Source organism: Massilia frigida, assembly GCF_011682175.1.
Classification (GTDB): domain Bacteria; phylum Pseudomonadota; class Gammaproteobacteria; order Burkholderiales; family Burkholderiaceae_D; genus Telluria_A; species Telluria_A frigida.
In genome coordinates, this window is sequence record NZ_WHJG01000025.1 from 1 (window position 1) to 18,003 (window position 18,003).

Genomic DNA, 18,003 nt, shown 5'->3' on the forward strand with positions numbered 1-18,003 from the left:
TGCGCAGCTTGCCGCTGGCGACGACGGTGGACGAGGTGGAGGCGCTGTTGCCGTGGAATTTGCATAGCCATGATTTAGCCAGCGAAACGGTTCCCTGAACAGCCTGGGGTTCATGGGGCACTTACGATCCAGACGCGATCATGCTCAACAGCATCGACGGCAACCATGAAAACGACCTCTATGTTGCCGGCGACGACGGAAAAATCTTTCATTACAACGGCGCGGCCTGGTCCTCGATAGAGACAGGTATTGATGTACATCTCAACTGGATTCGTGTGTATGGCGATGCGGTGTGGGCCTGTGGCTATAACGGTGCCCTACTGACGGGAAACGCACGCTCGGGTTTTCGCGATGTAAGCAATGTGGACGATAACCTGACATTTCATTCGCTGGCACGGTTTCAAGACAACATATTTTTAGCGACCTTCAACGACGGGATCTTCGTTTACGATGGTCAGAGCATTCGCGCAGTCAATTCCGGACTTAACCCACCAGTGCAATCGCATCGTCTGGACTGCCGCAACCAAGTTCTCTGGTCGTTCGGCGTCAAGGATATCAGCTGGTTCGATGGGAAGCGCTGGGTAAGGGTTGACCATCCTGACAACCCCGCGCTGTAAATGTATCGTCGTTGCGGACAGCCAGGATGGTCGGTCGATGTCTTGAATCGGCACCAGTGTGGAATGTGCGCCGTCACCTTCCACACTGCCGATCTATCTCGCAGGAAAAGTCTTCAAGGTAGCGCGCACAACAATCCTGGCACTTCCGCCCTGACTGCGCTGACCCGAATCCATCCGCATCCCTGCGGCTTGCCTCACCTGCGCTTAGCGGCTGGCATAGCAGGCAAGCTCAGCGCTGGTGTAAGTGCGGCTGCCGCCATCGTCGGTGCGGACATTGACCGAGAACTGCGATCCCCATGGGAACTGCGTGCCGGTAAACGACCACAGCACCTGGCCGTTGGCGTCGGTCTTGCGGGCGTAGCTGCCCATCAAGCCGCCTTGTGCATTGGTGATCGTCAACGCAGTGCCCATCTGTGCCAGCGGGGTGCGCAGCGAGCCATCGCTATAGGCCGTCGTGCGGATCCACAAACCCACCCTGTTGGTCAGGCTGGCGCCGCATTGCGCCTGAAAGCTGGTGGCTTTTCCCCAGGCCCAGTGCGACACGTCCAGCCTGCGCGAGCCGGCCACCTTGCCGTTCAACAAAGGCTCCACCGCCGCGCTGGACAGCAAGGCATTACGCGTTTCCTGTACCGTGGCCGTCGGGTGCAGCACGCGATACAGTCCGAGCGCGCCGGCCACGTGAGGAGACGCCATCGAGGTACCGTTCTTCCAGCTGTAAGCGCTGTCCGAATTGATCACGGTGGAATAAATGCCCGTTCCCGGCGCAGCGATGTCCACCGACGTGACGCCGAAATTGGACGTCGATGACAAGGTACCGTCTTGCTTCAGATTGCCCACCGCGATGACGTTCTCCACGTCCAGGTTAGCCGGCCACATGAATTTCGCGTCCGTGTTGGCGCCACTATTGCCGGCCGCGGCGGCCACCATGATATTGGCGTCGCGCGCAGCCTGGAAGTATTCGATGCCATTATTGTTGACGGAATCGGACATGCCTCCCAGCGACAGGTTCACTGCCACCACGTTCATGCCGCGCTTGGTCTTCAGGTCCACCAGATAGCTGAGCGCTTCCAGCACCGCGCTGGAGGGGCAGCTGCCGCCAGAGCTGCATACTTTGACGGGAAGGATCTTGACCCCGCCATCGCCGCAGATGCCCGCCACGCCCAGGCTGTTGTTGTGGCGCGCGGCGATGGTGCCGGCCACGTGGGTGCCGTGCGAGTGGTCATCCTCCGTGTTATTGCTGTGGCTATAGAAATTCCAGCCCCGCACGTCGTCAATGAATCCGTTGCCATCGTTATCGATCCCATCGCCGGCTTTTTCGCCGCCATTGGTAAACATATTGTCCTTCAAGTCTTCGTGCGTGCTGCGTACACCGGTATCGAGCACCGCCACGTACACCGGCTGGGTCGTCTTGCATGCATAGCCTTGCTGCCAGAGCGCGGCCGCGCCGGTGCCAAACGGATTGGCGGGGGTGGTGGTGGCGCCGTGCACGCCCCACAGGTTGTTGAATGCCGCATCGTTGGACGGTGCGGTGTCCTGCAACTCCAGCATCCAGTCCGGCTGGACATCTTCCACCAGGGGGTTGCGGCGCAGCTGCGCGATCGCCGATGGCACGCTCCACAAACGGTTCAGATTGACCAGTTGGTAGCGATCCATGCCGCGCGTCCGGGCGCGATCCGTGGCGCCAGCCACGCTGTCATTCGTGACGCTGGCGAGGCCGCGGTCGTGACGCCCGCCGCGCAAGCGTTGATGGCTGGTCGGCATGATGGCGCGCATTGCCTGCTCCTTGTCGGCTTCGGTAGCGTCGCTGCGGAACTTGACGATCAGACGCGTGCGGTCAAAGCGCTGCAATCCTTCCATGGTGCGCAGCTCGTCAATGGATAAGGCGTGGGCGGCGGGCGCGGCCGGGGCAGCCTGCGCGGCCGACGCCAGAGCGGCGGCCACGGCGATAACGGATGCGGTACAGGCAAGGTAAAAACGGGGATGGCGATGCATATCAGTCTCCTGCGCCACATGGGCACGTTGTTCAATCGATTTTTTCGATCATTTTTTTGATGGGTAATGGCAAAGCGGCGCATCAAGATCGTTGACGCGTGGATCTGGGTGAAATGCGGCAGTGTTCTCCGAGCCTCATTTCATGAGCAACTGGCCGCGCGAGTGGCGGCCGCCCGCAGCATGTTCATGACGCGCTGGGTTCCCAGATGCCAAAGTATGAAAGGAAAATGTGGATGAATTGTGGATTCTTCGTTAACGTTTTCCAAGGATGCACGTTAGCAAGGCGACATCACAACAACAGCACACATACGCGCTCCAAGGCTTGCGCCGGGCGTCCACGCCGACGGCGGCAAGCCAGTGACCAGGCTTCGGTTCCTGCCCTTGCGCAATCTCGAAAAATGCCGCACCGTAACTGGAAGCGAGGGTACAATCCCTGCACAATCGTGTTCGATGAGGGCTAACGGACGCGATGCATGACTGCCTGGCCAGGCGTCCCGGCGCACGGCATTCCCGACTCTTCCCACAAGAAGCGCAATCGACCGTCCTGGCATTGCTTCAACGGTTCAACCTTTAGCGTTCTATGTTGTTCTCCCTCCACGTCACACGCCACCTTGTTGTTTTCGCCACATTCATGTTGATGTGCTTTCCGGCCGGGGCCACGAGCAGCGTTGATTTGGCCAGCCTGAAGCAGTCCGGCGATCTGTCTGGTGAAATACTCGGTCTCCGGTTTCTGCTGGACCCACGACAGACCCTGACGGTTGACGAACTGAGAAAACTGCCGGATCAGCAGTTTTCGGTGTTGCGCAAGCGCGATGTCAATCAGCGCTTCCAGCGTGGCGACTACTGGCTCAAGACATCGGTCCATAACGCTTCCAACGCGAGCATCACGTGGGTGCTACGCCATCCCATGCCGATCACCGACTACGTCGACTACTGGGTTTTTACCAATGGCGCGCTGATAACCCACGCTACAGGGGGCGACCGGACCCTGGTGCCGGATCGGCAGATTCCACATCGCATCGCGAGCGTTCGCCACACGTCGGAAGCGGGACAAGTATCGGAGCTCTACATCCGTTTGCGGAACAAACAGCTGTCACCGATGCATTTGGTCTTTGCGCTATCGGATGAAGTAACGTTTTTACGAAAAATGGCAAACGATCAGCTATTGATGGGAGTCCTTTACGGAATTCCCTGCGCCCTGGTCGTGTATGCGCTCTGTGCATGGCTCATCAACGGCAGCCGTGGCAGCGTGATCTACGCCGGCTATGTGCTCGCGATTATGGGTTCGTGGATGGGAATAAATGGACAATTGGCCGAATACGTCTTTGTCGGCCGGCCGGACATCGCGAACTTCATGCTGGTCGTATTTTTCTTACTGGCGACAATTGCCAACTGTATGTTCGTGCGGGAGTTCCTCCAGACCAGGCAGTTCATGCCGCGTTTTGACAAGTATTTTGTCGGCGTCATTCTTCTTGCCATCGCAGGCATCGTCTTGCGAACACTCGGCCTTCAGGTGGCCGTGATCCAGGTGACGATCGCCTTGTTATTTACGCATGCGATTGCCCCCGTGGTGGCGATCCTCGCCCTCAGAGGCCGGGCGGTTTTTGCGCGCTGGTATCTGGTAGCGCAGCTGGTGTATAACGCGGCCCTGATCATCGGCATTGCCGGGATTCGGTTGGCGGAACTGAGTTATGAAAATTATTTCTTCTACTGCCAGCTGGCGTTTATCGCGGAACTGGTGCTCCTCGGCGTGGCGCAGCAGGACCGGGTGCGCATTCTGCAACGCAAAAAATCGGCGTTTGAGCAAAAGTACAACACAGCGCTGGAGCTCAATAACGCCGAGTTAGCCAAACAACTTGAACAACGAACTTGCCAACTACGGGAAGCGCAACAGCGCACTGAATTTCTGGCTGCCGTGAAAACGACAACCGGCCGCATTGCGAATGGCGAATTCAGTGTCCGCCTGTCGCCGGGGGAGTCGCCAGAGCTGGCTGAGCTTGCCAGTAATGTCAACCTGATGGCCGAGTCGCTGTCCAGCCTGGAAGGAGCCCGCAAACGATGGATTGCCGATATCAGCCACGAATTGCGCATCCCCCTCTTTTCCTTGCTATGCGAAACCGAGGCTTTGCTGGATGGAGTAAGAACGATCAACAAGCGCGCCATCGCTTCCATCCATGAAGAAGTGATGCGATTATCCCGGCTGGTGTCGGACTTGCACGAAGTGGCCTTGAGCTATCTGCGTCCCCTGCCATGTACGTTCACCAGCTGGCAGCTTGACGCGCTCTTGACGAAAAAAACCCGCGAGTACGTGCGCTACGCACAGGAAAAAGGTCTGCGTTTTAGCCTGGACATGCCTCCCGCTGTCTTGTCCGTAAAATGGGATAAGGGACGCTTCGAGCAGCTATTGGATAACCTGGTTCAAAACAGCATCAGCTATACGGATGCGCCGGGAGAGGTGGCGTTGTCGGTCAAGGCAGGGCTGCAGCGGGTGTACATCACCCTCCAGGACACCCTGCCCGGAATCGCGCCGGCCGATGCCAGGCACCTGTTCGAGCCACTGTACAGGGCCGATATCGCACGCAGCCGCCGCGCCGGTGGAAGCGGACTCGGACTGTCGATCTGCCAGGCCATCGTCCATGCCCATCGTGGGAACATTACTGCCGAGCCGTCGCCGATGGGCGGCCTGGCAATCCGCATTGACCTGCCTCCTTCAAGCGACAAGACATGAATCCCGCAGCGCACGAAATAGTCATTGTTGACGATGAGGTAAAGCCGGCGCAGGTATTGGCCGAGTATCTGCAACGGGAGGGCTTTCGTACTGCGCATATCCTGGACGGGAATAGCGCGGTGGCGTACATCAGGCAATCCGCACCAAGCGTCGTGATTTTAGATGTCATGCTGCCCGGGCTCGACGGGATCGAGGTGTGCCGGGCCGTGAGAATGTTTTCGATGGTGCCGATTATCATGCTGACCGCGCGCGTCGACGAAGCCGACCGGATCCAAGGGCTCGATATCGGTGCCGATGACTACCTGTGCAAGCCGGTCAGTCCACGCGAGGTAGTCGCTCGCGTGCGTGCCCAGGTGCGCCGGGCCGCCGCGCCGATGGGCAGGGACCAGCACACCTTCGGGTTTGTGGTGGAGGAAGCGGCGCAACGCATCTGGTGGCAGCGCAAGGCGTTACCGCTTTCCCAAGTCGAGTACCGCATATTCAAGACCCTGCTGGCCCAACCCGGGAGGATTTTTGAACGCGAAGCCCTGCTCAATGCAAAGGATGACCTTGGGCGCGCGGTCAATGACCGCTCCGTCGACAGTCATATAAAAAACATCCGCAAGAAAATCAAACCCTACACCGGCGACACCGACTACATTTTCTCCGTCTACGGCGTGGGTTATCGTTTCGGGGATTTCTGAACGCTGTCCGAGCAGCAGCTTGGCCAGTTGCCCTGGCACGGATGCGGCGCCTGGCATCGGGCGCGCATTGCGGCAGCGTGTCCTGGCACCGCCTTACACCGTCACAGTCCGGTTGCGCCCGGCGTCCTTGGCCGCGTAGAGCGCACGGTCGGCCCGTTCGATCATGTCGTCGATCGGCTCACCGTCGATGTAGCGTGTCAGGCCGGTCGAGAAAGCAATCCGCAGATCCGGGACATGGTCGCTGGCCGATGCCATCGCCAGCGCCGCGCGCAGCCGCTCAACGGCCCTGTTCGGCTCACCCGGCGGGTTGGTTTCCGGTAGCAATATCAGGAATTCCTCGCCGCCCCAGCGTGCAACCAGGTCGGCGCTGCGCAGCTGGACGCGCGCCAGGTGCGCGAATGTCATCAGGGCTTCGTCACCGACCCGGTGGCCATGGGTATCGTTCACATTTTTGAAATGGTCGATATCGGCCAGCGCCACCGCAAAGCCAGGTCCGCCGCGTGAGCGCCGGGTGATGTGCTCCCCCAGCAGGGCGATCATGTGGCGCCGGTTGGCCAGCCCGGTGAGTTCATCGTGGGTGGCCGCGATCTGGATGCGCGCCAGCGCCTGGGCCAGCTCGTCTTTCTGGCTGCGCAGACGTTTGCGCATCTTCGATACCAGCATCGACAGCAGGGAGATGGCGGTGAGGGACGTTGCCATCATGGCGAAATACATGATCTCCAGCGGGCCTTGGTAGACCTGCGGGTCGGTGTGCACTTTCCACGCCATGACAAGCGCCATCACGGCAAGGGTATACAGTAAAACCAGGCGAACCCGGCGCATGCTCATGTCGAACATGCCATACACGGTGACCACGGCCATGAAAATGATGGTGGCGGAATGAACCGGGCCGCACACCGTATAGGCGAGCGCGATCATGGATTGCGCCACCAGCGCCTGCGGGAAAGCCAGCTTGGGCTCGCTGAAACGCAGATTGAGGCCGCTGCGGATGATGGCGTAAAAGACCGGGCCGGCCAGTGCCAGCAGCAATGCCAGCACACCGATGCGCTCGATGGGAAACACGCCATAGAGTACGCCAAAGGCCAGTAAAGCAAGGCAGACCGAATACAGGGCCGTGGTGGTCAACACCATCGTGATCGCCCGCCGCTGGTCGCGGTCGTCGGTCAGCACAAGGCTGGCAAAGCGTTGCATCCGGCTTGGAACTGCGCTAGCGTCACGTTCGTTTTTGGCAGCCATTGCACTCTTCATCGGATCTGTGTAGTTTCGTGACGATCATTACCCAGATCAATTATCCACGAACTGTCGCAGGCGAGCCGTTCGGTTAGGGCAGCCATCACAGCGGTCCCGTGCGCGCCATCGTATTGCCTGTTTGAAATATCCTTGCTCGTTGGACAGACCTGATCCGATTCCCGACTTTGTCTGTCAATCCCAACAATTCCTACCGATCTGCCACACAGCTCATCAAAATCACCCCTTCACGGCAATTTTTAGCATGAAATTGTTGACTTCGATGTATCGTATTGACACTGACTCATGTCAACAATGCATGTCATCCGAGATCGAAAAAAATGAAAAATACAGGTGCGCTGGTGTTGTCGTTATTCGCTTGCCTTGACTGCGCCGGTCTGGCTCAGGCTGCGGAGATCAGTTGGAAGGTCGAGAATCGATTTCCGGTGTTTAGCGACGTGAAGGACTTCCAGGTGCTGGAACAGGCGTTCGCAACGGGTTCCGCCGCCGAATTTCTGTCCAGAAATTACTCGGCGGCGGATTTACGCAAGTTGCTGCCTATCGAGCGGACGGCATGGGATGCAAAGTCGGGCAAGTACCAGGCGGATATCCTGTTCAAGCAGGAGCACGCGGTGCGCTTTTCCCTCGTCGGCAATCATGTTCAAGGCGAATGCAGCTGGCAGGTCGACGCCAAAACCTACTTGGCCCCTTGTAGCGGAACCACCTCGACCATCACCGAAAACAAGCCGTTCTCGGTACAGGTTCTGCAAAACGGTGTCCGCCTCGCGGCCCTCGAAGAACGGTCAGGCATTCAATCGAAACTCATCATCGCTATCGGCGATTCGTTCGCCTCCGGGGAAGGCAATCCAGATCACCCTACCGTATTGCGGAATCCGGAAAATCTCCATGACGACTGGTTCGATAAGAAAGCTGATTCCGTCGTCAGCCAAAACGCCGCGTGGTGGGACAAAACGTGCCACCGCTCCTTGCTGTCGTGGCAGGCGCTGTATGCCATGCGGCAGGCATTTTCGGAATCGCATAGGGTGGTTCGCTTTGCCTCCTTCGCCTGCAGCGGCGCCGAAGTCTACGATGGATTCCTCAAACCCCAAATCGATCCGCCCGGCATGGTCGAGGGCCAGCAGGCAGGCCAGTCCCAGCAGCGGGCCATCATGGAGCTCTTATGCCGGGATGGCAGCATCACCGAACAGACGACGGCGGGAAGTCCACCCATCAGCGGGCCCAGGAAAAAGCAGTGGCTGTTCGGCGCGTATGGCCTCGCAAGCTGCGCCTCCGCGCCCTTGCAGGCCGACGAGATACTGGTGTCATTCGGCGGTAACGATTTGGGATTTTCCGGCGTTGTAAAGTGGGGCTTGGGCGTACCGAACGTTCACAATCACCGGGGTGGACTGCTCTCCCCGTTTCGTACATGGGGCTTGCGGCTGGTGAACAAATTTATCAATCCCATTGCTCCCGACAAGGCGGCGGCTTCATTGATGCACATGCCCCGGCTTTACAAGGACCTGGAAAACGCCCTGGTTCCGGTGAAAAGCCCTTCCAGCCGCACGATCGCCTTGATTTACCCCGATCCCCTGCCAGTCAGGGATTATGGTGGATGTCGAAAAAGGACCCGCGACGGCAACCATCCACTCGCCCTGAAAATCAATACCTTCGGGTCCGATTTCAAGTTCGGACTTCCCGAGGCTGCGGCCACGAAAATTCGCACCGATTTTATCGATCCCTTGCGCACCGTGCAAATCGCGCTTGTTCCGACCGTCGGCAACGGCTGGTCCGCCATTGACGCCAACGATGGATTCTTAATCTCCGGGAACAGTCCTCGCACAATTTGCGGAAATCCTCCAAGCTGTACAAAAGGGAGTTGTGATTCGGCAAACAGATTAACGTGGGCAAGCACAACCAGGAATTTTTCAGACTTGCCGCGGCTTGATTCCTTGGTCGATTTCAAGCCCTACGATCCGGCGCGCATACGCGGACTCAGGTCGGCCAGCGATGCGCTGCTTACACAGTCAGTCCACACCAAACACCATGGGGTGGAGGACGACTGGATGTCCGGTATAGCGCATCCCACGGCGGCCGTACATGCAAGCATTGCCGACCGCCTGTTTGAACGCACCCCGGTTGCGCCAGCGAACGTTGCCGGGCGCTAAACAGCGCACGGTGACAGTCACCCGACGCGGCGCCGCGACCGGGCTACGACCGCGAGCGGCGCCGCGCACTGAGAGCGAGCACGCCCAAGCCCAGCGCCAGCATGCCATACGTGGCCGGTTCGGGGACCGGGCTCATGCTCAGGATGGTGTCTTCGGTCCAGCGCAAGGTATACGATGCCGAGCCGCCTGGCCAGTACGAGTGCTCCTTCACTTCAACGCCGCTGATCGCACTGCCGCCCGCGACACCCTCGCCCCACGGATCGGTGCTCCAGGACGTATGAAAATTGAGGGCGCCGCCAGGGGTATAGGAGAAGTCGAACAGCCCGCACATGAACACTTCGGCGCCGCACCAGCCGACATATTGCTGGCTGTTGAGGACAAAGGACGTGACCTCGCTGCGCTCAATAAGCCCGTTACCGTTGAGATCGTCGCTGTCGAAATAGCCGTAGATGCTGGCGTTGGGAAGGAACTGCCCTGCTTCTGCGTGGTAGAAACCGGTATAGGTGAAGTCACGGGACGTCGACGCCGCGTGAGCGCTGCTCGCCAACACGGCAGCGGCAATAAGTAGCAAGGGTTTGAGCATGGTAGCCTCCTGAGAAAAAGTGACAGCTTAGCAAAGTGGCGTTTCCAAACTGTCGTGCGGATGCAGCATTGAGAACGTTAATGATCCACGGCGCGATATCAGAGCACTGCTATCGTATGCACGCGCAAGCCGGCAAGCCTGCCCGCCGGGTTGCGCGTGCGACATCGTTATTTATTCAATTCATCAGGAGTAATGGGAGGCCTCGCTGCGCGGAGAATGGCAATCAATTCGGCAAAGTGTGCTTTTACATAAGCGCCGCTCTCGGCTTTCAGCTCGGCCGAGGGAGAGACCGGAGTGAGCAGCTCAAGCGTCTCGTCGCTGACCGGCAGTCCGGCCAAGCTGACGACCGAGGCGGCCGAGTGCGCCCAATTGGTGCCCTCGGCGAAACCGCGGCCGATTTCCTTCCCGGCCAGATCATGGATCACTGCGCCGCCTTCGGTATATTGAAGTCCGGTCCCGAAAAATCCTGTCTGTCCTGACGCGATCAAGGGCTTGAGCGTGAACTCGATCAGATGCGCCGGCAGCGGCAATGCCGGCTGCTCGAACTTGAAACGATAGCCGGCGGGATACCACGTGTTCGTCGGCGGGTAGATGTCAGGGTTAGGCGATGTCGTGTTATTCACCCAGTCTGTCACGGTCATCGTGCCGGTGATATCGGTGGTGACACTGCGCGGGTCGATGTACTTGCCGGTCACTATCGCGGACATCGCCTCAGGCGGGGTGGGCCCAGTCTGCCAGTAATATGCCTTGTTGCTCCAGTCGTGCAGCGCAGCGAACGTCATCTGCACCTCTTCCGGCATGTTATGTTCCAGATTGGCGTTGAACTGCAACTCGAACCAGTCCCAACCACCCGGCTTTGGCGTGGCGAGATTGCTTTCAGCACGCACAACCGCATCCAGCGCAGCGCCGTCCGGCATGAATCCGGCTGTCCACTGGTGGTCGTACCACATGCTGCCCCCCTTGAGCACGATGCGCTTGCCGGCGATCGTGATCACATTCTCGACCCCGTCTTGCAAGGTGAGCAGCGGGGCCGAATAATACAGTGTGCCGAGTCCGTCGACGCTGGGCGAGCAGCCGCCATCGCCCTGAAAAAAATAATCCTTCCGTTTATCGAGCGTGAGATCGATCTCGAACTCGACTTGCGGTAGTTTACCCCTGTCCCAGCCACGGGCTTGCAGATGCACGGGAAACAGATCGCCGCTGGCGCTGAGTCCCTCGATGACATTGCGCCCGAGTCGGTATGCGTACGGGGCCGCCTGCACGTCAATCAGCCCTGTGGTACCGGCGACGACGACGGTGTCGGCACGATATTGCTGGCCCGTCTGCGGGTCGCAGATCGCGAGATGCATTTCAAGCGACTGGTTTTCAATGTCGCTCAAGCCAAGTTCTGCAGCCAGCGGCGGCGGCAGCAGCGCATACTGCCAGAACATCAGCTCGACACTATAGTGTTTGCCGGATTCATCGGTAAAATTGCCAACGAAAAAATGCCATCCAAGCTGGTTCCTCAATTGAGGCAAGTCGATACCAGGGAAATCGAAGCACGGATTCGATGGGATGGTCTCGTAGCCCGTGTTCGATTCCGGGCCAAGAAACAGGCAACTTGTATAAAACTCGCGTGGGCTCATCGCCTTGGCGTGCTCCCAGTGCTTGCGCAGGAGCGCATACCGTTGCGCGCGTTCAGGCACAAACGACAACTGGTTTTCCTCAAGTTGGCGCAGCCGATGCAGGAAGCGCGCAGCATAGGCACTTTCGCTGTTTTTTTCGCTGTTGATGCGTTCGAGAATCCCGGGAGGAATTTTCGCGGCATCATATTCTTTCATCCAAAGGGCTTGGGCAATACCCTGCAGGGTCAGTGGATTCATCATTGTCTTTCGCTTAAGATGGAACCTATCAACAGAGGAACGACGAACGACCGTGACAAACCAGCATTGCAGGTCCTACCTTTGGCTATCGCTAAGACGTTCGGACGCGGGTTAAACAGTGGCAATGGTGTTTTTAACCATAGTTTCATATTGACAGTGTTTCCACAACAGATATCGCTCTCTCCTCCTCACTCTTCGTCCCGTCCCCACGTGCCATGCGGCCGCGATGCCAAGGCTGCTCGCTTCAGCGAACGGCGTGATGCCGACCACGATCGAGGGGTCATACGCAAGCGTGCGGTCATCGCCTGGACACCGCTTACAATATTGTATTAACCACCACGGCGCGCGCGCCCCGATCCCATGGCCCACATTCATCCAACCGGCTGGCAAGAGATGTCCGTCACCGGCACCGCCGTGCGCGAGATCGAGACGCTGGGCTATCTTGAGACGCGGCTGGCCGATGCGCCCTACCGCATCTATCATGGCGTGCACTGGACCAACGTCGAGAATGGCTTTTCGGTGTTTGGCGAGATCGATTTCATCCTCGTCGCGCCCAGCGGACGCGTGCTGCTGATCGAGCAGAAATCGGGCTTGCTGAACGAAACGGCCGATGGCCTGGTCAAGCATTACGAGGGCAAGCCGCGCAAGGTCGCCAACCACATCATGCGTTCCATCAAGGGCCTCACGGAACGCTTCGGCAGCGAGCTGTCCATCGATTACCTGCTGTACTGCCCCGACTACATCGTGCGCAACCCGCACTTGGCGGGCATCGACCCGCGCCACATCATCGACGCCACCAATAAAGACCGCCTGGCCCGGGTGATCCTCGACATCCTGCCCATCACGGACCCCAAGCCCGGCGAGCAGTTCGAGAAGGTGACGCGCTTTCTCGGCAACATGCTCAGCTTGCGGCCCGATCCCAGCGCCATGATCGGCAATGCCGCCGCCATGGTCACGCGCCTGTCCGGCGGCCTGGCCACCTGGGCGCGGCGGCTGGAATTCACCCCGTTCCGCCTGCGCGTGATCGGCACCGCCGGCAGCGGCAAGACCCAGCTGGCCCTGGCCGAATACGCCGCCGCCATCGAGGCCGGCCTGTCGCCCCTGTACGTGTGCTACAACCGGCCCCTTGCCGACCACATCGAACACCTGGTTCCCGCGGGCGGGCGGGTCGCGACCTTCCACATGCTCAGCGACGCCTTCCTGCGCGCCCAGGGCCACATCCCCGACTACGCCGCGCCCGGCGTGTGGGACGAGATCGAAGCGCGCATGGCCGGCGCCGCGCTGCCGGACACCTGGAAATACGACGTGCTGGTCGTCGACGAAGGCCAGGACTTTTCCATCGCCTGGCGCGACATCCTGCTGCGCATGCTCAAGGACGATGGCCGCGCCATCTGGCTGGAAGACCCCAACCAGAACCTGTACGGCCGCCCCACGGTGCCGCTGCCGGGCTGGGTCAAGCTGCATTCCGCTACCAACTTCCGCAGCCCGCGCCAGATCGTCGACATGCTGGCCTCGCTCGGCGCGCTGCACCCGCAGGTCGAGGCGGGCAGCCCGTTCAAGGGCGCCGACATCGAGGAACTGATGTATCCCGAGGGCGACACCGAGGCCATGCTGGCCCAGACCCGGCGCGCGGTCACGCTGTGCCTGGGCGCCGGCTTCGCCCGGCACGATATCGCCATCGCATCGTTTCGCGGACGCGAAAAGTCGGCCATCCTCCGGCTCGACAAGCTCAGCGAGGCCCACACGCTCAAGTCGTTCACCGGCGAATACGACCTGTTCGGCAACCCCGTGTACCGGGACGGCGGCTTGCTGGCCGAATCGGTGTACCGCTTCAAGGGCCAGTCGGCGCCCGCGGTGATTTTTACCGAGATCGATTTCGCCCAGATCGACGAACTGGTGCTGCGCAAGCTCTTCGTCGGCATGACCAGGGCCAGGCTCAAGCTGGTGCTGGTGCTCAGCGAGCGCGCCGGACAGCAGTTGCTGGACCGGATCTGATGCCTGACAGCCACCGTATGACTGGATGAGAACCGAGATGGAAACATACTGGTACAAGGCGTGCCCCCGTTGCGACGGCCAGGGACGCCTGGTGATCCGCAAGCGCACCGATGGCGCAGGCCTGTTTTTTCATAACATTGCACCTGCTTACCCGTGGAAACTTCCGGCAGAGACCGACGCGCAGCGCCTTGTGCGCCGTAGCGATCGCGGCCATGCTGGTATCGACCAGCGGATGTTTCACGGCCTTTACGCCCAAGCGCGATTTTTGCACGCGCGACCCGAAGGACACGTCCGTGCCCTTATGTAAACCAACAGCGCCGCAATAACACCGCGCCGCCCTACATCGGCTTGAACAGATGCACGAAAGCACGGCTGACCGGCAGCTCGCGCGCGTGACCCCGCACGCGTAAGAACAGGCGCCCGCTCTCGTCGCGCCGGGTGCCGTCCAAAAACGCCAGGTTGACCAGGGTGGAGCGGTGCACCTGCCAGAACCGCTCCGGATCGAGCTGCGCCGCCAGCTCGGTGAGCGAGGTGCGGATCAGGTGTTCGCCCGCCCTGGTCGCCACCACCGTGTATTTGTCGTCGGCGTGGAAGAACAGCACATCCTCCACCGCGACCTGGTACGTCAGCTCCCCTTGCGCGGCGCGGATATAACGCAGGCGCGGCTGCGGCGGTGCGGCCAGCAGGCGGGCCAGCGCGCGCGACAGGCGGGCATCGTCCTGCGCTGGCGCGCAGGCGGCCCTGATGCGCTCCAGCGTGCGCGCCAGGCGTTCCGTTTTCACGGGTTTCAGGATGTAATCGAGCGCCGCATGCTCGAACGCCTCCACCGCATGGCTGTCGTATGCGGTCACGAAGACGACCTTGGTCGCCCCTTCGATGCCCTGCGCCACCTCCAGCCCGGTCAATCCCGGCATCTGGATGTCCAGAAAGGCCAGCTCCGGCTGCAGCGTGGCAATGCCCTGCGCCGCCTCGACGCCGTTATTGGCAAGTTGCACGATCTCCAGTTCCGGCCACAGCATGGCCAGCTGCTGTTGCAGGTAGAGCGCCAGGTGCGGCTCGTCGTCGGCGATCAGGGCGCGCATGGGGAACGGGAAATGGAAGAGGAAGTCATCGCGCCATTGTAGTGGCGTCTGGCGCGCCACCGCCAGTGCAGTGCGACGAATCGACGCCGGCTGCGACGGGCAGCCGCCCATTCGTCGCCGCGCTTGTCGATTCGTCGTCCCGCTTGTCGATCCGTCACACGGGGGAGGCAAGGGCCGGCGCGCCCTGCCATCCTGCGGCCATCTCAACCAACACAGGCATTCCATGTTCATTCAACGCACGCTGGCCGCTTCCCTCTGCCTGTTCCCGATCGTGGCTGCCGCAGCGCCCGCCCTGGCGCCGATCGAGCCGCAGATGGTCACCATCAAGGCCGGCCAATTCATGATGGGCAGCGTGCGCGCGCCCAATACGCAGCCGGTGCACAGCGTGACGCTCAAGGCATTCAGGATCGGCAAATACGAAGTCACCGCAGCCGAATTCCAGCGCTTTGCCGAGGCGACCAAGTACAAGGCGCCGCGCATGTGTACGCAAATGGCATCGAAGCGCTGGTTCGCCAGCGTTCCCAACGAGTTCGTCGACGCCGCCACCCTGCAGTCGCTCAGCAAGTTCGAACCGGCCACCTGCATCGGCTGGAACGGCGCCGACGCCTACGTGAAGTGGCTGGCCAGGGAAACCGGCAAAAAATACCGCCTGCCGAGCGAAGCGGAATGGGAATACGCCAGCCAGGCCGGTGGCAGCGGGCGCTACTTTTTCGGCAACGATGAAACCCAGGCTTGCCGCTACGCCAACGTGGCCGACCGCTCCGCCGAGGCGGTGGTGCGGCGCGACTTCGATGGCCTGGAAGCGCGCGAGCACACCGGCGTCATGCCCTGCGACGACAAGGCGGGCTACGCCAGCATCGTCGGCATGTACGAGCCGAACGCCTTCGGCCTGCACGACACGCTCGGCAATATCGCCGAATTCGTCCAGGACTGCGAACACGAGACCTACGCCGGCGCCCCCGCCGACGGCAGCGCCTGGGTCGAGGCCCAGTGCGAGGCGCGCACCATGCGCGGCGGCAGCTGGCACCGGCGCGCCTATCACGCAAGCCACCGTGGCGCCATGCCGGTCGATTTCATCGGCGCGCTGGAAGGCTTCCGGGTGGCGGAAGATAGCGTGGCGCCAGCGGCCGCCGAGACCAAACCGGGCGCCTTCGACCTGGAACTGGCGCAGGCGCAGCAGGCCGAACGCGCGCGCCGCGCCGCGCTGGCCGAGATCCCGCGTCCAAAAAGATAAGCCAGCGAAACTGCTACACTATTTCCCCATGGACATTAGCCCCACATTGAAGCAAGCCTTGCGCAGTTTTTTGATCTTGAAAAAGCGGCGCGAGGAACCCTTGTGGGCGCGCCTGCTGGCCGGCACCGTGCTGGCGCTGGCGGTGGCGCTGGTGCTGATGCTCGCCTCGGTCTTCCTGATGGCGACGGCAGAGTGGCGCTGGTGGACCAGTTCGCTCACCAACAACCTCCTGCTCGGCATCTGCGCCGCCGCCGCCATGCTGCTGCTGCTGCGCGCGTGCGAATGGCTGCTGCCCGATGCGTGGCTGGACGCCCTGTCCGCCGCGCACGACTGGCGCCCGGTCGCCTTGACCAGCGCGATCCTGTTCGCCGGCACCGCCCTTGGCGTGCGCGCCGGCTACGCGCTGCTGGGGCAGCTGTACGCCTTCGACATGTGGAAAAAACTGTCGGGCGCGCCCATGGTGCAGCTCAAGTTCGCCATTTTCGCGCTCGTGATCCTGGCGGCCAACTGGGTCTGGTGCTTGTTCCGGGCCAAGGAAAAAGCCCTGGCGCAGCAAGCCGCCGAATCGCAGTTGCGCATGCTGCAGGCGCAGATCGAGCCGCACTTCCTGTTCAACACCCTCGCCAACGTCCAGAGCCTGATCGCCACCGACGCCCCGCGTGCCCAGCTGATGCTCGAATCGTTCACCGATTACCTGCGCGCCAGTCTCGGACAGATGCGCGCCAGCGACAGCACCCTGGGGGCGGAACTGGACACCGCCCATAACTATCTGCTGCTGATGCAGATCCGCATGGGCAGCCGCCTGAGCTTTTCCATAGAGGCGGACCAGACCGTGCGGCAAGCCCTGCTGCCGCCCCTGCTCTTGCAGCCGCTGGTCGAAAATGCCGTGCACCACGGCATCGGCCCCAAGCTGGAAGGCGGCCATGTCCGCCTCGGCGCCATGGTGCGCGATGGTGTGCTGGCCATCGTGGTCGACGACGATGGCGTCGGCATCGACCACGCGCGCCGCAGCACCCGCGCCGGTAACGGCGTAGCGCTGATCAATATCCGCACGCGCCTGGAAACCCGCTTCGGCGCGCGCGCCACGCTGCTCACCGAGCCATTGGCGCAGGGAACGCGGGCAGCGATGACCTTGCCGTTCCTGCCGGCGGCCCAGGAAACCCCGAAGGGCGCGCGTCCGCGTTCCTGAGCAGCACCATCGCCGCCCACGACCGACAGCGCCCCCGGCACCTCCTTTTGTGTCGAATTGTTTCCAGCCCCCCTTTGGACACCTTGACCGTGATTTCAGGCGGATTCTCTACATCGTCCGGAAACAGGGACGCGGTGTAATGCGTCCTCGCCGTCGCGGCTCGCCATCCTGGCGTGCCACGGCGACGGCACCCTCACTGGAGAGCATCAATGAACGCAATGGGCATTCACAGCGCTAAATCGCTGGCATACGCTGCGGCAGGCATCGTGTTGATGGCGGGAGCGGGCTTGCTGTCGTCGCCGGCAAGCGCACAAAAATTCGGTCCCAACGGCATCGCCCGCACGGAAACCGTACGCCACGCGTTTGACAGCGACAGGGAAGCGATCCAGGTGCGCGTCGATTTCGCGCCGGGCGCCGCGTTCCCGAAACACACCCACCCCGGCGTTGAAATCGCCTACGTCCTCAGCGGAACGGTCGAGTATGAAATGCATGGCGAGACCATCCGGCTCCAGGCCGGCGAGTCCCTGTACATTCCAGCCGGTGCCGCGCATTCGGCAAAGAATGTCGCAGACGGCGTCAGCGCGGAACTGGCAAGCTATCTGGTGGACAAGAACAAACCCATCGTCATGCTCGACAAGTGACATTC

14 protein-coding genes are annotated in these 18,003 nt (G+C 61.0%); 9 read left to right on the forward strand and 5 right to left on the reverse strand.

The annotated features are described in order from the left end of the window. Positions 1-140: 140 nt before the first annotated feature. A complete protein-coding gene (locus F2P44_RS21390; RefSeq protein ID WP_167089114.1) occupies positions 141-617 on the forward strand; it encodes a hypothetical protein in 477 nt (158 codons plus the stop codon). 204 nt (positions 618-821) lie between these two features. Here F2P44_RS21390 and F2P44_RS21395 read toward each other — a convergent pair whose 3' ends face one another. Then, positions 822-2,609 (reverse strand): S8 family peptidase, encoded by a 1,788-nt coding sequence (locus F2P44_RS21395; protein ID WP_167089115.1) that lies wholly within the window; start codon positions 2,607-2,609, stop codon positions 822-824. Between the two features lie 580 nt (positions 2,610-3,189). Between F2P44_RS21395 and F2P44_RS21400 the strand changes: the two genes are divergently transcribed. Both F2P44_RS21400 and F2P44_RS21405 read left to right on the forward strand, forming a co-directional pair. After that, complete coding sequence (locus tag F2P44_RS21400; RefSeq protein WP_167089117.1) at positions 3,190-5,337, forward strand: ATP-binding protein; 2,148 nt, start codon at positions 3,190-3,192, stop codon at positions 5,335-5,337. Next, entirely contained in the window at positions 5,334-6,020 is a 687-nt protein-coding gene (locus F2P44_RS21405; RefSeq protein ID WP_167089119.1) for a response regulator, read from the forward strand. Before F2P44_RS21400 ends, F2P44_RS21405 begins: the two co-directional genes overlap by 4 nt. A gap of 93 nt (positions 6,021-6,113) precedes the next feature. Here F2P44_RS21405 and F2P44_RS21410 read toward each other — a convergent pair whose 3' ends face one another. After that, a complete protein-coding gene (locus F2P44_RS21410) occupies positions 6,114-7,256 on the reverse strand; it encodes a diguanylate cyclase domain-containing protein (protein WP_167089121.1) in 1,143 nt (380 codons plus the stop codon). A 332-nt stretch (positions 7,257-7,588) separates the two neighbouring features. Between F2P44_RS21410 and F2P44_RS21415 the strand changes: the two genes are divergently transcribed. Next, positions 7,589-9,412 carry an SGNH/GDSL hydrolase family protein gene (locus F2P44_RS21415; protein WP_167089123.1) on the forward strand — a complete coding sequence of 608 codons (1,824 nt, stop codon included), beginning with the start codon at positions 7,589-7,591 and terminating at the stop codon, positions 9,410-9,412. A 43-nt stretch (positions 9,413-9,455) separates the two neighbouring features. Here F2P44_RS21415 and F2P44_RS21420 read toward each other — a convergent pair whose 3' ends face one another. Next, positions 9,456-9,995 carry a PEP-CTERM sorting domain-containing protein gene (locus F2P44_RS21420; RefSeq protein WP_167089125.1) on the reverse strand — a complete coding sequence of 180 codons (540 nt, stop codon included), beginning with the start codon at positions 9,993-9,995 and terminating at the stop codon, positions 9,456-9,458. Between the two features lie 167 nt (positions 9,996-10,162). Further along, positions 10,163-11,857 carry a lipocalin-like domain-containing protein gene (locus F2P44_RS21425; protein ID WP_167089127.1) on the reverse strand — a complete coding sequence of 565 codons (1,695 nt, stop codon included), beginning with the start codon at positions 11,855-11,857 and terminating at the stop codon, positions 10,163-10,165. A gap of 360 nt (positions 11,858-12,217) precedes the next feature. Here F2P44_RS21425 and F2P44_RS21430 point away from each other — a divergent pair, with 360 nt between their 5' ends. Then, complete coding sequence (locus F2P44_RS21430) at positions 12,218-13,852, forward strand: ATP-binding domain-containing protein (RefSeq protein WP_167089129.1); 1,635 nt, start codon at positions 12,218-12,220, stop codon at positions 13,850-13,852. Positions 13,853-13,889: 37 nt separating this feature from the next. Continuing rightward, positions 13,890-14,159, forward strand: a complete 270-nt coding sequence (locus F2P44_RS21435; protein ID WP_167089131.1) for a hypothetical protein — start codon at positions 13,890-13,892, stop codon at positions 14,157-14,159. Positions 14,160-14,190: 31 nt separating this feature from the next. Here F2P44_RS21435 and F2P44_RS21440 read toward each other — a convergent pair whose 3' ends face one another. After that, positions 14,191-14,934 carry a LytR/AlgR family response regulator transcription factor gene (locus tag F2P44_RS21440; RefSeq protein WP_167089322.1) on the reverse strand — a complete coding sequence of 248 codons (744 nt, stop codon included), beginning with the start codon at positions 14,932-14,934 and terminating at the stop codon, positions 14,191-14,193. Between the two features lie 223 nt (positions 14,935-15,157). Between F2P44_RS21440 and F2P44_RS21445 the strand changes: the two genes are divergently transcribed. The 3 genes from F2P44_RS21445 (at position 15,158) to F2P44_RS21455 (ending at position 17,998) form a co-directional block, all read left to right on the forward strand. Next, complete coding sequence (locus tag F2P44_RS21445) at positions 15,158-16,168, forward strand: formylglycine-generating enzyme family protein (protein WP_167089133.1); 1,011 nt, start codon at positions 15,158-15,160, stop codon at positions 16,166-16,168. A gap of 58 nt (positions 16,169-16,226) precedes the next feature. Further along, the gene (locus F2P44_RS21450) at positions 16,227-17,357 is read left to right on the forward strand and encodes a sensor histidine kinase (RefSeq protein ID WP_229423674.1); all 1,131 of its coding nucleotides are present in this window, start codon (positions 16,227-16,229) and stop codon (positions 17,355-17,357) included. A gap of 209 nt (positions 17,358-17,566) precedes the next feature. Then, positions 17,567-17,998, forward strand: coding sequence for a cupin domain-containing protein (locus F2P44_RS21455; RefSeq protein ID WP_229423675.1), 432 nt, complete (start codon positions 17,567-17,569; stop codon positions 17,996-17,998). Positions 17,999-18,003: the final 5 nt, after the last annotated feature.